Genomic DNA, 12,144 nt, shown 5'->3' with positions numbered 1-12,144 from the left:
ACGTGTTCACGACGGCCATTTTTCCATATTTAGCATCACTAAAAAACCTCTAGGGGAGAGGAACTTCAACTGACGGAAGCCAGCCGTTGTCTGGCAGCAACGGAAGGATGCCGAGGAAAACTGATCGCTGGGAAGCGTTTTGATATTGGCGCGGCAGACGGCTATATGGCGCTCCTTTCTACTGTTTGGAAAGGAAAAGGGAAGAATTGAGCAACAAAAAAACCAGGTGACAGTTACCTGGTTTTTTTGATGAATTCATCATACAACCGCTCCTGCACCTTGATTTGTTTCGTGATATCAAACTGCTGTTCAATCACTTTGCGCGCTTTTTTCGTGAAGGATGGAATTCGTTCCGGATGTTCCAGAAAAAAGCGAATGCCGTTCGCTAGCTCAAGGTCGTCTCTTTCTGGCGCGAGATAGCCGGTGCGTTTGTGTTCGATCAATTCGGGGATGCCGGCGTGGTTTGTCGAGACGACCGGCAGCCCGCTTGCCATCGCCTCTTTCAATACGTTGGGGATGCCTTCGACGTCTCCATCAGAAGCAGTCTCGCTCGCCAGGCAAAATAGATGAGCGCGCTCCATTTCGCGAGCGATCGAAGCGGCGTCCATGGCGCCAAGCAGATCGACAAACGGATCGAGCTTCAGCTCGCTGACAAGCCGGCGGATGTTTTCTTCCTCTTTGCCGCTGCCGATGATGCGAAGGCGGCAGCGCGGATGTTTGGCATGCACACGCTGAAAGGAGCGCACGAGCGTTAAAAACCCTTTTTTCTCGACGAGCCGGCCGATCGAGAGAATGATGATGCCTCCGTTTTCAGGAATCGTCCGTTCCCGGTACGGAAATAAATCGAGCTCGATGCCGCCGTAGAGGACATGAATTTTTTCCGGCGGAAAGCCTAACGTGATCAGTTCATTGGCAAGATAGCGGCAGACAGGAAGAAAGAGCGCCCCGTGTTGTTTGAGCAAGCTGTACCGTGTTTGATTGCGCCGCAAACTTTGATGCTTCGCCGATCCATCGCGGCCGCGGATGCTGACGACAAGTGGAATGCAATGGGCGATGCAAAACGGGAGAATTTCGACGGCATGCTTTCCATGGTGAGCGTGAATGGCGACAATATTTTGTTCTTTGGCGAAGCGGCCGAAATCGTCGATGTCGTTGAGGTGGTAGTAGTTAATGAGAGGAAACGGATGGCTGCCGTCATCAGCGAATGACCCGATCATGATCGGGCGGTATTTTTTTAAATGAACCATTTGGTTGTAAATAAAGCGTTGATTGATTTTCATTTTTTCATGTAGAAAGTGGGCGATCGTTTGTTTCATTTTTCTCTATCCCTCGCTTTTGAAAAAATCGGACAAGAATGCGAATTTTTTTGTTTCCTGTTCGGCGAGGCGGGTGAGCAAGTCCAAGGACGATGGGCTGTGCAACACTTGCTTTTGTTTTTCCCGGCCGACCGTTTCGCTGTAAAACACGTGAGGAAACATCGCATCAGCGGCATAGACGCTCTTGTACGGAGTGTACAGCGAGCAAATGAAGAAATAAAGGTCAAATAGCAGCCTCGTTCGCTTTACAGCGTCGTTTTTCGGGTTTTTCATCAACGAAACAAGCAGAAAGCGAAAATCATCAAGCGGGAGGCCGTAGTAGGCGCGGTCAAAGTCAATCATCATGATTTCGCGGTTTTTCGCCAATAAAAGGTTGTTGCTGTTGTAATCCCCGTGGCAAATGGCCTTTCGTTCTTTCGCTGTGCGGCAAAAATCAGCTAGATTGCTTTTTTCAAGCCATACATAACTTTGATTAGCGATCCGGGCCATCTGTTTCATTATATGAGAAAGAGCGTCACCATGATCGATGGCCTTTGCCTGCTCCTCTAACTGTGCTGCTTTTTGCCGATGTGCGCTCAGCACGTCTTTCGGCTCCAGAAACGATGAAGGGCGGGGGCCGATCCAATCGGCAAACAGACTGTGAGCATGAAAGCGGGCGAGCCCTTCGATTCGTTGTTGGAAAGAGGGCTTCATTCCGCTTGGGACGATGTAGTCCATCAAATAGTAGTAATGGCCTTTTCGGTGGATGTAATATTGGCCTGTCTTCGTTTGGAAGATTTTTGGGACATGAAATCCTTCCTGATACAGCTTTGAATGGAGCAAAATCGGAAAATTCGTTTTGTCTTCGCTCAGTCGTTTCAGCACGTACCGTTCCTTTGTTTTTTTGTTTTGCACAAGCCATACTTTTTCCTTTTTTAGTTCCTTCATGATGTCGATTTCAGTTCCATTCAGGTCGTAATGGCTTAAAATGTCAAACAACAGGCGGGATCGTTTCGAAGCCAAGATCAGTTCCTCCTAGCATCCATTGTCGATTAGTAAAAGTGTATGTAATACGAGAAGAGAAAGTATAGACAAGCGCACTAGTCAATGAGAAAACGGCGCCGCCAAAAAATAAGCGCCGACCGCGCTGGTTGGCGTCAGCCGGCTGTGCCTTCTTTTCTAGCTATTCTTCCTCTTCATCTGTACCAGCGGATGGAGCTGGCCTCATGGAAGCAGGGAGATCGATTGAGGTGATCGTGGCAGCATCGATCGTAAGCGAGCGCCCTCCATCTTTATAAAAGCGGTCGACCAACAGCGAAACATTGTTCGTCCGCGGCTCGAAGCCGAGAAAAAGCGCATTGTAATGCGTCTCGTTGGCGGTGTGCACGTTGATTTCAACGTTGGGCGGAAGTGCAATCAACTGTTCGTAAAGGGCGTGTGGAAGGCGGGCTGGGCGCCGGTCGAAAAAGACATGGTACATCGCGTCGCCTCCTTTCTTGTTCCTTGTGTTAAAAACCTATACTCCATCATATGATTGGCGTAGGAGAGCGTTTGGGTAAACGTCCGCGCTAAAGGGAATTCGCTGGCTGCCAAGTTGGAACGACAGAAGGCAATCGGTTTTGAATGGTCATGATTGACGGAAAGGGGAGAGGAGCATGGACGATCCGTTTTCCTTTGTCCTTCTTTGTTTAGCCAGCTTTCGCCTGACACGGCTGATTGTATATGATGCGATCACCGCCTGGATTCGCCGTCCATTTCACGAATGGACAGAGCAGGAGCTCTCAGATGGAAGCAAACAAGTATTTCTTTCTTTCAAGGGCGATGGGTTGCGGCGATGGATTGGGGAACTATTGAGCTGCTACTGGTGCACGGGAATCTGGTGCGCCGCGTTTTGTTACCTTGGCTTGGCGTTGTGGCCGACCGTTTTTGAGCCGCTTATTACGCTTCTAGCCATTGCCGGCGGGGCGGCGATCATGGAGACGATCGTCAGTAAATGGCTGGCGTAAGAAGAAAGGCGGCCATTGCCGTCATGGCACAACCGATGAGGGATGCCAGCGGGCGTCGTTTTGATCAAAAAATGGACAGCGAACCGCTGTTGCTGGTTGGGCAACGTTCGCTGAAGGGATGGCCGCGGTGTGGATGGAAGTCGTCAAGCCGTCGTCAACCGGTGATGCCAAAACAGCCGTGCAGTTTGTCGGGATGACGTTGATGAAAGGAAACGCCCAACTGCTATGTTTAAAATCGCAAGGCCGGTCCAAAACGGCCGGCCAACACAACAGGTGCGCCGCTGGTCGGCATGAAGGCGGAAAACGAGTGGGTCACCATTGAATGGCAATATGGTTGGCGGCAGGAACGCCCTTCGGCAGTTCCGAGCAATACACGAACCCATCGACCGTCAATGAGCGGGCGTTGCTGGACGAGGGAACAGTGATTTCAAACTGGGAAAAGCGCCGCTCGCCACCTGGTTCAAGCGGGGCGTCATAAAGCGGGGCAAGCCAGTATTCCCCGCTTTGCCGCACTTTTTCCCGCCAGTTTTCTTGGGTGAACGTCCAGCTTTCCGCGCTGTTGGAGATCATCGCTTCCTGCTCGGCCCGCACGCTGTTTGGCAAAATGATCTTCCCGCTGAGCACCGCTGCTTTTGGAGGCAAAAGGCGTAGACAGACAATCAAATGGTGAAGCGGTGTCATTCCGTGATTACGAATGATGAAATCACCAATGATGGTCAGCTCTTCCTCGTCAAGATGCGTCGGAATGACGACAGAGTAGTGAAACAACGACGACACGGCGGCGGCTCGTTCCAACGCTGGTGTCTCTGTCTCCTTTGAGAGGTTCGATCGCGTTTCTTCCAGTGCAATTTCACACAACAAAAGCTGGCGTTCCAAGGCGGCAATTTTTTTCTTGTACGTTTCAACGGTGGTTGTTTCTGCTTCACGCAGCTTCTCTTTCAAATAGGCGCTGCGCATTTTTTCCTTGGCCAGCTCGGCCTCCAGCTGTTGCACTTGTTGCCGGCATGAGGCCGCTTCTGACCGGTAGTGGATGATTTGCTGCTGCAGACGGAGATGTTGGTCATTTTTGTTTTTCATACCGTTTCCACCCCTTCCATTCTCATCTTATGTATCCGTTGCAGGAGCATGCCATATAAAAAAGGCTGTTGTGGGAACAACAGCCTGAACAGTGCAGGATGCTACATGGCCGGGAATACGTCCGGGCATTGCGGCGGGAATTTGGTTGTCGGGCAAAGCACGGCTTCGGCCAATTCTTCGCGCGGTTGGCAGAAACGAGCTTCGACTTCGATTTTGACATCAGCTTCCACTTGAACTTCAAGGCATAAGGTGATGGAAACATCAAGTTGTGCAAAGTTGTCTGTACAGACTAGGCTCGTGTCGCATTCGAAGAACGAAATATGGCAGTTGAGCTGCGTGCCTTCCGGGGCGCACAAGATGAACGTTTGGGCGGTAGCGAACGGAATTGGCTTCGATTGGCAAATGACCGTGCCGGCTGGGCTGACAATTTGCACGACGACATGCCCTTTGATGAGCGCTTTGACTTTTTGCAACGTCACCATTTCTCCAGAAGGAAGGGTGACGTTTACGGACTGCCGGCCGTTTGGCTGCGTAATTTCCTGGCAAATCAATGCGTCTTGGTCAACGACCGAGTCGATCGGGTTTCCGTCGGCGTCTGTCAGGAAGCAGCGGATCGTCAAGTGTTGCGGGTTTGTATGTTGCGCTCCCAAAAAATCGCAAATTGTTCCTTCCCGCCGGCAGTGGTCCATCGGGAAAATCGCTTCCAAATCCTCACCGCTGAAGCTTCGCAATGGTACATCGACTTGGCGCGTCACCCAGTCGTAAATTTTGCGCGTTCTGATGCATACTCTTTCTGTATCGCGACGGTGATGATGACCCATTTTCTTCGTTCCTCCTATCGTTCAGTTGGTTCCCCAACGCCTGGTGGTTTGGGACTACTGTATACTATGGAACCGCTTAGGTAAATGTGTTGGGACAGATGCGGATTTTTTGCTGGTGGGCGCAGCCAGCGATGAATCAAAGGGGGAGATGTCGAATGATGAAAGACAAACACGGGGCGATGAGCGCAGAGAGAAGGGGGACAGGTGAACAGCGGCTTGTTGAGCGAATGGCTGAACTGGAGCGCCGGCTGAAAGAGGTGGAAGCCGAAAACATTGTGTTAAAGGAGCTGGCTTACCAAAGCGCCAAGCGCTACGAGCAGATCAAACAGCTGGCGAAGGAAAATGACGAGCTTCGCCGTCGGCTGTTTCAATCGCCATGGAGCGAAAAAACGGGCAAGGCGGATGAGGACGAACGGCCGGACAGTTGGTTTCTCCGCACACTGAGGCAAGAAAATGCCATCGTGCCCCGCCCGGAGCGAAACAAAGAAAAATGAGAGGCACCCTTGGCTCACCAAGCCATACAATAGCAGTAGCCGCTCGCTTTTCCTCTCGCGGTTGAATGACATTTCGATTAGAGACGAATCGTACGGAAATGAACTTGAACATAAATTGGTTGATCGGCGAGGGCTACACTTTTTCAGGATGGGGGGATGAGAAATGAAGAAACCAACTCCGTCGAAACCGGTGACAAGGGTGCTTTCCTCGACAACGCAGCCTGTGCGGCGTCCGAGTGGATGCGGATGCGGCCGGCCAGCCGTCATCAAGAAGAAATAACTGAAATCCGTGAGAGATGCCTATACTTTGCTTCGCTTCCTTGCATAGTCTAACAGTGCAACTAGGCGAAAGGAAGGGGGGAAGGGCATGTCGAATCGGAAAAAAGCAAAAGTGATTCATGTCGATAAATTGATCATTCATGCTGACGACATCGTCATTATGCCGCGCGGCCGCATCCGCGATCCATGGTTGTTCCCGCACCGTGATGATGCGGAAATGGAAGCCGTTGAAGATGTGCGGGACTTGGATAAGGAAGAACATGGTGAAGGAGGCCATGATCGAAACGAAGGGGAACGGAGGCCGTTCTCGTGGATCTAGCCATAAAGCAAATGGGGGACGCAAACGGTGGAGCGTTTTAAAAATTACGGGCTTTGGCTCGGGATCGGGTCATTTGTCGTACTGGCGCTGGAGACGTTTGGCGTCGACATCGACCTTGGCAAGTATGAACAGTTGTATCATGCGTTGTTAAGCATTTTGGTGATGGCCGGCATTTTAAACAACCCGTCGCTCGGTCGCGGTTATTCTGATAAAGTTGATAACAAGCCGTAAACCGTATGGGCGCCTGCAGAAGGCGCCCTTTTCGCGCCCGGAAAGGCTGGAAAGGCGGAAGAACGTTTTGCAGAAAATGACAATTATAATTTGACGGCAAAAAAACATTCTAAACATTGTCACCCCCAATTCTTACACCATATAAGGAGGACATGGATCATGACGGTTGCAACACAAGTGAAACAAACATTGGCGGGGTTAAAATCGGCTCAAGCGAGCTTCGAAACGTTTGCTTTGCAAACGGAAAACCAAGCTGCCAAACAGCTTTACCAACAAGCTGCCCAACAAACGCAGGCGGTTATTGACTTGGTGAACTCGCGCGTGCAAGAAATTCAAAATGAAGAGCCACAATATAAACAACAATAACCTTCGCTAAGGCGAATGGGATGGTTCAGGCGGGAAGGTTGGCAGCACGCCAACCTTTTCCCGGCTTTGCGGAAATACATAAAAACGAATGGGTTGATGGAGATGAAAAAATGGTGGTTGGCGGCCGTGGCGGCAATCATTGCAACGAGCGGCTGCGCCAAAGAAGAAACGGAACAAAAACAATCGCTGCAAGGGGCGAACTTGCTGAGAACCCACACGTCCGGGACAGCGAAACATGCGGAGCTAAACCAAGGTCCGGCCGAGCGGGCGGTCAGCTATTTGCGGGGGCGCAACGATGTTCGGGACGTGGTGGCGGTCAACAGCGGGGATCGGTTGCTTGTCGCTTATCAAATTCCCCATATGAAGCGGTGGAATCGAAAACAAATTGAGAAAGACATTGACCAAAAACTGCGCGGCATGTTTCCCGGCTGCCATGTCATTTCCTCGAGCGATTTGAAAATTTTTTGGAAGACGAAACAGCTGAAAACCAATATGGATCACCAGCGCTGGGATGAACGAAAAGTCAATCGGGAAATCAGGCGCATTGAAAAGCTAAGCAACGAGCAAACATAAGAGGTGTCATTATGGCGAATGAGAAACGGAAAAAGCTGACTCCTGTTCAACAGGAATACCATTTATTTGAAAAAGAGAGGGAGACGAAGCGCCCCATCGTGCGCAACTGTGTTTGTGCGTTTCTCGTCGGCGGCATCATTTGCGTCATTGGGCAGGCGATCTCTTATTTTTACATGTACTTCTTTGATTTCACGGAACAAACGGCCGGCAATCCGACGGTGGCGACGATGGTCTTTTTATCGATGATTTTAACTGGGCTTGGCTTCTATGACCGAATCGCCCAATTCGCCGGGGCGGGAAGCGCCGTGCCGGTGACAGGGTTTGGCAACGCCGTCATCTCGGCGGCGATTGAGCACCGGACGGAAGGATTTGTGTTGGGCGTCGGGTCGAACATGTTCAAGCTTGCCGGCTCTGTCATTTTGTTCGGTACGTTTTCCGCCTTTGTCATTGCCCTTGTCAAAACGATTGCGACCCAGTGGGGGGGATTGTAATGCTGAAAGGACACCGCACATGGGTGTTTGCAAACAAACCGGCGATTATCGCAACAGCGGCAGTCGGCGGGCCGTTTGAGGCGAACGGCCGCCTCGCGGAAGACTTTGATCTTCTCCATGAAGATTTATGGCTCGGCGAAGAGTCGTATGAAAAGGCGCACCGCGTGCTCATGGAAGAAGCAGCGTTTCAGGCGATGGAAAAAGCGGGCCTGGAGAAAGAAAAAGTGCAATTTCTCATCGCCGGCGACTTGATCAACCAAATGACCCCGACAAGCTTTGCCGCCCGGACGCTCGGCATGCCGTATCTCGGTGTTTTTGGCGCCTGTTCCACTTCAATGGAAGGACTGGCGCTCAGCGCTTTTATTACGAACTACGGCGGGGCAGATTATATATTAACCGGAGCCTCAAGCCACAATGCCGCCGTCGAAAAGCAGTTCCGCTACCCGACGGAATACGGCGGGCAAAAGCCGCCGACGGCGCAGTGGACGGTGACGGGAGCTGGCGTGGCGATCGTCAGCCTGAAAGGGGACGGGCCGCGCGTGACAGCGGCGACGATCGGCCGCGTTGTGGATATGGGGCTTGCCGACCCGTTCAACATGGGTGGAGCGATGGCGCCGGCGGCGGTCGATACGATTGAGGCGCATTTGCGCGATAGGCAAATCGATGCATCGTATTACGATTTGATCGTCACCGGCGATCTAGGGCGAATCGGACGCCAAGTTTCCCTTGACTTGCTGCGTCAGCACGGCGTTGACATCGATGAAGAGCGCTACCAAGATTGCGGGCTGCTCATTTACCGCGACGGGCAGCCAGTATTGTCTGGGGCGAGCGGGGCGGCTTGTTCCGCCGTTGTCGTTTACGGGCATCTCATCAAACGGATGCGGCGCGGCGAGCTGAAGCGCATTTTGGCAGTCGCGACAGGAGCGCTATTGTCGCCGCTGTCGTTCCAGCAAAACGAGACGATTCCGTGCATCGCCCACGCGGTGGCGATCGAGTATGGAGGTGAGGCGTAGCGTGTTGGCTATGTTTTTTTGGGCGTTTGTCGTCGGCGGGCTGATTTGCGTGATCGGGCAAATTTTGATGGATGTCTTTAAACTGACACCTGCCCATACGTTGACGATTCTCGTCGTCGTCGGGGCGATTTTGGATGGATTCGGTTTGTATGAGCCACTCATCGATTTTGCCGGCGCCGGGGCGACGATTCCGATTACGAGCTTTGGAAACGCACTCGTTCATGGTGCGATGCAAGAGGCGGAAAAACATGGCATTATCGGCGTATTGACCGGCATGTTTGAAGTGACGAGCGCCGGCATCTCCGCGGCGATCGTCTTTGGGTTTATCGGGGCGCTCTTGTTCCGCCCGAAAGGATAGGAGGGATCTTCCATGACCGTTGCTTCGCAAGTGAAACAAACGTTGGCGAGCTTAAAAGGCATTCACGCTGGGCTGCAGCAGCTGGCGCTCACTTCTCAGGATGAAACGGCGCAGCGGACGTTTCATGAAGCGATGCTTGCGACAGAGGAGATCATCGCGGACATCAAAAACCGGATCGGCCGGCTCGAGTTCGAAGAGCCGCAATATAACGGAAAGTAAGGAGCATGATCGATGCCTATATGGTTAGAAACAACCATTCGTTCGATTTGCATTTTAATCGGGTTGTTTGTGATCACCCGCATTCTCGGCAAAAAGCAATTATCAAAATTGTCGTTTTTTGAATACATCGTCGGCATTACCGTCGGCGATATCGCTGGAACGATGTCCGTCGATTTAGGCATTTCGTTGCAAGAAGGCATCACCAGCATTTTGATTTGGTCGCTGTTTCCAGTGGCTGTCGCTCGTCTCTCACTGCGCAACAAGAAATTTCGTGATTTTGTCGAGGGCAATTCCACCATTTTTATTAAAAACGGCAAAATTTTAGAGGAAAACTTGAAACGGGAGAAATATACGGTTGATGAGCTGCTCGAACAGCTGCGCAAAAAAGATGTGTTCCGCGTCGCCGACGTCGAGTTTGCGGTGCTTGAGCCAAACGGCGATTTGAACATCATGCTGAAACGGGAAAAACAGCCGCTCACCGTCGGAGACGTGTTCCCAAACCCGCCGCGGGAAAAAGAGCCGCAAACGGTCATTATGGACGGCATGATTTTGGATGAGCCGCTCGCTGCGATGGGGCTTGGGCGCGGCTGGCTGAAGGAGCAGCTCGACAAGCAAGGGGTGGCGGTCGAAAACGTCTTTCTCGCCCAAGTCGATTCATACGGGCAACTGACAATCGATTTGTATGACGACAAGATCCAAATTGCCGAGCCGCAGGAGAAAAAACTGCTTTTGGCCGCGATGAAAAAAGTGCAAGCTGACTTGGAGCTGTATGCGTTGCAGACCAATTCCGAAGAGGCGAAGGCGCTGTATGAACGAAACGCCTCGAAAATGCAAGAGCTTGTGCAAAAAGTCGAGCCGCTTTTGCGAAACTGATGACACAGGAGGAAACGACGATGGAAGACAAACGGACAAAAACGACCGATGAGGAAATCCAAATCCAATTGAAAACGAACGACCGCTCCGAGCGGGCGCGAACGACTGATGAGGAAATTTCGATTGAATTGATGTTTGACAGCCCACAGCTGACGCGCCAGCCGAAAGATTATGACGAAATCGAATACTAACGGCGCTCTTTTTTGATAGGTAACACCCGTCTAACGGCAAAATAAGGGGGCTGACCCAAAAGCGTCATTCCTCTCAAACGAAATACAACATATTGCGCATGATTCATTGTTTCGTGGCTATATATGGTGATGAGCATGGGTGTCCCCATCCTTTTGGGACACCCCCTTTGATTTTTTTTGCGCCAGTCGCCGCCCGCTGTTTCGGGCGGCGTTTTTATTGTTCATCCGGATGACTTTCAGAGCGAAACAGGACCGATTTACGCCGGGAGAGACTGCAAAAAGGCGCGCACTTCTTCCGGCGTTTTGGCGTCAGCACTGTGCAGATGAGCAATTTTTTCTCCATTGCGGAAGACGAGCAAGCTCGGGATGCCAAGCACTTGGTATTTCTCGCCAAGTTCCGGAAACTGGTCGCGGTCGATTTCAAACCAGTCGTATTGCCCATAGTCGCGAACGATGTCATCGATGAACATATTGAGGCGCATACAGTCTGGGCACCAAGTCGTATAAAATTTGATGATGGCTGGTTTGCCGCTGGAAATGGCAACTTGGAATTGTTCAGTCGTTTCAATTGTTTTCATATTCGTTCCCTCCCTTTCATGTTGCCGTTCATCTTTACTTTACCATATGGCGAGGCAAAAAAAGAACGGTGACGCCTTCACCACGGGCAGCCGTTTTTGCATACAACAGTAAGAAAAGGAGGGAAACGTATGAGCAAAGAGCTGGAAAAGGCGCTCGAAGGTTGGATTGCGTCGCGCAAAGAAGGGCATGAAACGTTCATCCGCCTGTTTGAACAATGGGGAAAGGACTTTAACAAACAGCTGCAAGAAATCGAAAAATTGAACAATGGGTTTCTCAAAAGTGTGCAAGGCAACTTAGACTACATCGAGCAATGGTTTGCGAAGAAGGAGCGGGAATTTGCCGAGCTGTTCCGCCGATTTGGATGACAAAATGGCGTTTGCGCCCATACGCCTCACTAAGCCGGTGAATACGATACAGTAAACGGAGAAGGAGGTGCACATTATGATGGGCTTCTGCGGCTACGGTTATCCTTATGGCTACGGCTATGGCGGTGGCTATGGCGGTGGTTTTGTGCTGATTGTCGTGTTGTTTATCTTGTTGATTATTGTCGGCGCGGCATTTGTCGCCTAACGGGAAAAAGCGAATGGGATACGGGCCGTTTCGGCGCCACGGAGCGGCTCGTATTTTTCTTTCCTTTGATGCACGCTGACGCGCGAGCATCATACGATATAGCAGGGAGAAGGAGGCGGAGAGATGGATCAACAATTTTTTAAAAACATTGAAAAGAAAACGGGCGTCAACATGAAAGACATTTTGGAGCTCGCCAACTCGCTGCAAAACGCCAATTTCAGCGACGAAAAAACGGTGCGCCAGGTCGTGAAGCGGGTGGCGCAAATCGCCAACCGAAAAGTGCCAAAAGAACTCGAAGACCAAATCGTCAAGGCGATCGTCCATAACGGCAAGCAAATTGATTTCAATACGATTGCCAATATGCTGAACAATAAAAAATAAGCAAAAGG

Annotated in this window: 22 protein-coding genes; 16 read left to right on the top strand and 6 right to left on the bottom strand. The window is 51.2% G+C overall.

The genetic code is table 11. The features are described from left to right. Positions 1–233: 233 nt before the first annotated feature. From LG52_RS11535 to LG52_RS11525, 3 genes are all read right to left on the bottom strand, one after another. Complete coding sequence (locus tag LG52_RS11535; protein WP_044732035.1) at positions 234–1,316, bottom strand: glycosyltransferase; 1,083 nt, start codon at positions 1,314–1,316, stop codon at positions 234–236. Positions 1,317–1,322: 6 nt separating this feature from the next. Then, the gene (locus LG52_RS11530) at positions 1,323–2,318 is read right to left on the bottom strand and encodes an aminoglycoside phosphotransferase family protein (protein ID WP_044732034.1); all 996 of its coding nucleotides are present in this window, start codon (positions 2,316–2,318) and stop codon (positions 1,323–1,325) included. Positions 2,319–2,478: 160 nt separating this feature from the next. Next, on the bottom strand, positions 2,479–2,775 hold the full coding sequence (locus LG52_RS11525; RefSeq protein WP_044732033.1) for a hypothetical protein: 297 nt from the start codon (positions 2,773–2,775) through the stop codon (positions 2,479–2,481). Positions 2,776–2,950: 175 nt separating this feature from the next. Between LG52_RS11525 and LG52_RS11520 the strand changes: the two genes are divergently transcribed. Both LG52_RS11520 and LG52_RS20595 read left to right on the top strand, forming a co-directional pair. After that, on the top strand, positions 2,951–3,301 hold the full coding sequence (locus LG52_RS11520) for a DUF1360 domain-containing protein (protein ID WP_044732032.1): 351 nt from the start codon (positions 2,951–2,953) through the stop codon (positions 3,299–3,301). 127 nt (positions 3,302–3,428) lie between these two features. Next, the gene (locus tag LG52_RS20595) at positions 3,429–3,623 is read left to right on the top strand and encodes a hypothetical protein (protein WP_231578559.1); all 195 of its coding nucleotides are present in this window, start codon (positions 3,429–3,431) and stop codon (positions 3,621–3,623) included. Here LG52_RS20595 and LG52_RS11510 read toward each other — a convergent pair. After that, positions 3,614–4,378: a hypothetical protein gene (locus LG52_RS11510; RefSeq protein ID WP_044732031.1), complete on the bottom strand. Its 765-nt coding sequence runs from the start codon at positions 4,376–4,378 to the stop codon at positions 3,614–3,616. The genes LG52_RS20595 and LG52_RS11510 overlap by 10 nt on opposite strands. Before the next feature lie 101 nt (positions 4,379–4,479). Continuing rightward, positions 4,480–5,199 carry a hypothetical protein gene (locus tag LG52_RS11505; RefSeq protein WP_044732030.1) on the bottom strand — a complete coding sequence of 240 codons (720 nt, stop codon included), beginning with the start codon at positions 5,197–5,199 and terminating at the stop codon, positions 4,480–4,482. Between the two features lie 155 nt (positions 5,200–5,354). Between LG52_RS11505 and LG52_RS11500 the strand changes: the two genes are divergently transcribed. From LG52_RS11500 to LG52_RS20275, 11 genes are all read left to right on the top strand, one after another. Continuing rightward, positions 5,355–5,693 carry a spore coat protein regulator YlbO gene (locus tag LG52_RS11500; RefSeq protein WP_044732029.1) on the top strand — a complete coding sequence of 113 codons (339 nt, stop codon included), beginning with the start codon at positions 5,355–5,357 and terminating at the stop codon, positions 5,691–5,693. Positions 5,694–6,060: 367 nt separating this feature from the next. Beyond that, positions 6,061–6,291 (top strand): hypothetical protein, encoded by a 231-nt coding sequence (locus LG52_RS11495; protein WP_044732028.1) that lies wholly within the window; start codon positions 6,061–6,063, stop codon positions 6,289–6,291. A gap of 27 nt (positions 6,292–6,318) precedes the next feature. Beyond that, on the top strand, positions 6,319–6,522 hold the full coding sequence (locus LG52_RS11490; protein WP_044732027.1) for a holin: 204 nt from the start codon (positions 6,319–6,321) through the stop codon (positions 6,520–6,522). A 159-nt stretch (positions 6,523–6,681) separates the two neighbouring features. Continuing rightward, positions 6,682–6,888, top strand: a complete 207-nt coding sequence (locus LG52_RS11485) for a DUF1657 domain-containing protein (protein ID WP_044732026.1) — start codon at positions 6,682–6,684, stop codon at positions 6,886–6,888. A gap of 96 nt (positions 6,889–6,984) precedes the next feature. Beyond that, a complete protein-coding gene (locus LG52_RS11480; RefSeq protein WP_044733230.1) occupies positions 6,985–7,461 on the top strand; it encodes a YhcN/YlaJ family sporulation lipoprotein in 477 nt (158 codons plus the stop codon). 11 nt (positions 7,462–7,472) lie between these two features. Then, positions 7,473–7,952, top strand: coding sequence for a stage V sporulation protein AC (spoVAC, locus tag LG52_RS11475; protein WP_044732025.1), 480 nt, complete (start codon positions 7,473–7,475; stop codon positions 7,950–7,952). Next, positions 7,952–8,965 carry a stage V sporulation protein AD gene (spoVAD, locus tag LG52_RS11470; protein WP_044732024.1) on the top strand — a complete coding sequence of 338 codons (1,014 nt, stop codon included), beginning with the start codon at positions 7,952–7,954 and terminating at the stop codon, positions 8,963–8,965. The genes spoVAC and spoVAD overlap by 1 nt, the downstream gene beginning before the upstream one ends. 1 nt (position 8,966) lies before the next feature. Continuing rightward, positions 8,967–9,323 (top strand): stage V sporulation protein AE, encoded by a 357-nt coding sequence (spoVAE, locus tag LG52_RS11465; protein ID WP_013146042.1) that lies wholly within the window; start codon positions 8,967–8,969, stop codon positions 9,321–9,323. A 12-nt stretch (positions 9,324–9,335) separates the two neighbouring features. After that, positions 9,336–9,542 (top strand): DUF1657 domain-containing protein, encoded by a 207-nt coding sequence (locus LG52_RS11460; RefSeq protein ID WP_044732023.1) that lies wholly within the window; start codon positions 9,336–9,338, stop codon positions 9,540–9,542. 12 nt (positions 9,543–9,554) lie between these two features. After that, complete coding sequence (locus LG52_RS11455; protein WP_044732022.1) at positions 9,555–10,415, top strand: DUF421 domain-containing protein; 861 nt, start codon at positions 9,555–9,557, stop codon at positions 10,413–10,415. A gap of 20 nt (positions 10,416–10,435) precedes the next feature. Beyond that, positions 10,436–10,606, top strand: coding sequence for a hypothetical protein (locus LG52_RS20275; RefSeq protein ID WP_197071929.1), 171 nt, complete (start codon positions 10,436–10,438; stop codon positions 10,604–10,606). A 257-nt stretch (positions 10,607–10,863) separates the two neighbouring features. On the opposite strand, the gene LG52_RS11450 is transcribed toward LG52_RS20275, so the two are convergent. Continuing rightward, positions 10,864–11,184, bottom strand: a complete 321-nt coding sequence (locus LG52_RS11450) for a thioredoxin family protein (RefSeq protein ID WP_044732021.1) — start codon at positions 11,182–11,184, stop codon at positions 10,864–10,866. Positions 11,185–11,313: 129 nt separating this feature from the next. Here LG52_RS11450 and LG52_RS11445 point away from each other — a divergent pair, with 129 nt between their 5' ends. The 3 genes from LG52_RS11445 to LG52_RS11440 all read left to right on the top strand — a co-directional run bounded on the left by LG52_RS11445 (position 11,314) and on the right by LG52_RS11440 (position 12,136). Then, complete coding sequence (locus LG52_RS11445; RefSeq protein WP_044732020.1) at positions 11,314–11,550, top strand: hypothetical protein; 237 nt, start codon at positions 11,314–11,316, stop codon at positions 11,548–11,550. A gap of 76 nt (positions 11,551–11,626) precedes the next feature. Next, a complete protein-coding gene (locus LG52_RS19115) occupies positions 11,627–11,755 on the top strand; it encodes a YjcZ family sporulation protein (protein WP_013146038.1) in 129 nt (42 codons plus the stop codon). 123 nt (positions 11,756–11,878) lie between these two features. Continuing rightward, positions 11,879–12,136, top strand: a complete 258-nt coding sequence (locus LG52_RS11440; protein WP_044732019.1) for a stage VI sporulation protein F — start codon at positions 11,879–11,881, stop codon at positions 12,134–12,136. The last annotated feature ends 8 nt before the right edge of the window (positions 12,137–12,144 follow it).

The sequence above is a fragment of the Geobacillus kaustophilus genome, assembly GCF_000948285.1.
In the GTDB taxonomy this organism is placed as follows: domain Bacteria; phylum Bacillota; class Bacilli; order Bacillales; family Anoxybacillaceae; genus Geobacillus; species Geobacillus thermoleovorans_A.
Note: the sequence above shows the minus strand (reverse complement) of the source record. Positions and strands in the feature narration are given on the sequence as shown.

Bases quoted from the DNA above. Each gene is read 5' to 3' on its own strand.
- LG52_RS11480 (WP_044733230.1), top strand. From the start codon at position 6,985: ATGGAGATGAAAAAATGGTGGTTGGCGGCCGTGGCGGCAATCATTGCA.
- LG52_RS11445 (WP_044732020.1), top strand. From the start codon at position 11,314: ATGAGCAAAGAGCTGGAAAAGGCGCTCGAAGGTTGGATTGCGTCGCGC.
- LG52_RS11525 (WP_044732033.1), bottom strand. From the start codon at position 2,775: ATGTACCATGTCTTTTTCGACCGGCGCCCAGCCCGCCTTCCACACGCC.
- LG52_RS11535 (WP_044732035.1), bottom strand. From the start codon at position 1,316: ATGAAACAAACGATCGCCCACTTTCTACATGAAAAAATGAAAATCAAT.
- LG52_RS11440 (WP_044732019.1), top strand. From the start codon at position 11,879: ATGGATCAACAATTTTTTAAAAACATTGAAAAGAAAACGGGCGTCAAC.
- LG52_RS11520 (WP_044732032.1), top strand. From the start codon at position 2,951: ATGGACGATCCGTTTTCCTTTGTCCTTCTTTGTTTAGCCAGCTTTCGC.
- LG52_RS19115 (WP_013146038.1), top strand. From the start codon at position 11,627: ATGATGGGCTTCTGCGGCTACGGTTATCCTTATGGCTACGGCTATGGC.
- LG52_RS11460 (WP_044732023.1), top strand. From the start codon at position 9,336: ATGACCGTTGCTTCGCAAGTGAAACAAACGTTGGCGAGCTTAAAAGGC.
- LG52_RS11450 (WP_044732021.1), bottom strand. From the start codon at position 11,184: ATGAAAACAATTGAAACGACTGAACAATTCCAAGTTGCCATTTCCAGC.
- LG52_RS11485 (WP_044732026.1), top strand. From the start codon at position 6,682: ATGACGGTTGCAACACAAGTGAAACAAACATTGGCGGGGTTAAAATCG.
- spoVAC (WP_044732025.1), top strand. From the start codon at position 7,473: ATGGCGAATGAGAAACGGAAAAAGCTGACTCCTGTTCAACAGGAATAC.
- LG52_RS11500 (WP_044732029.1), top strand. From the start codon at position 5,355: ATGATGAAAGACAAACACGGGGCGATGAGCGCAGAGAGAAGGGGGACA.
- LG52_RS11455 (WP_044732022.1), top strand. From the start codon at position 9,555: ATGCCTATATGGTTAGAAACAACCATTCGTTCGATTTGCATTTTAATC.
- LG52_RS20275 (WP_197071929.1), top strand. From the start codon at position 10,436: ATGGAAGACAAACGGACAAAAACGACCGATGAGGAAATCCAAATCCAA.
- LG52_RS11505 (WP_044732030.1), bottom strand. From the start codon at position 5,199: ATGGGTCATCATCACCGTCGCGATACAGAAAGAGTATGCATCAGAACG.
- LG52_RS11510 (WP_044732031.1), bottom strand. From the start codon at position 4,378: ATGAAAAACAAAAATGACCAACATCTCCGTCTGCAGCAGCAAATCATC.
- spoVAD (WP_044732024.1), top strand. From the start codon at position 7,952: ATGCTGAAAGGACACCGCACATGGGTGTTTGCAAACAAACCGGCGATT.
- LG52_RS11495 (WP_044732028.1), top strand. From the start codon at position 6,061: ATGTCGAATCGGAAAAAAGCAAAAGTGATTCATGTCGATAAATTGATC.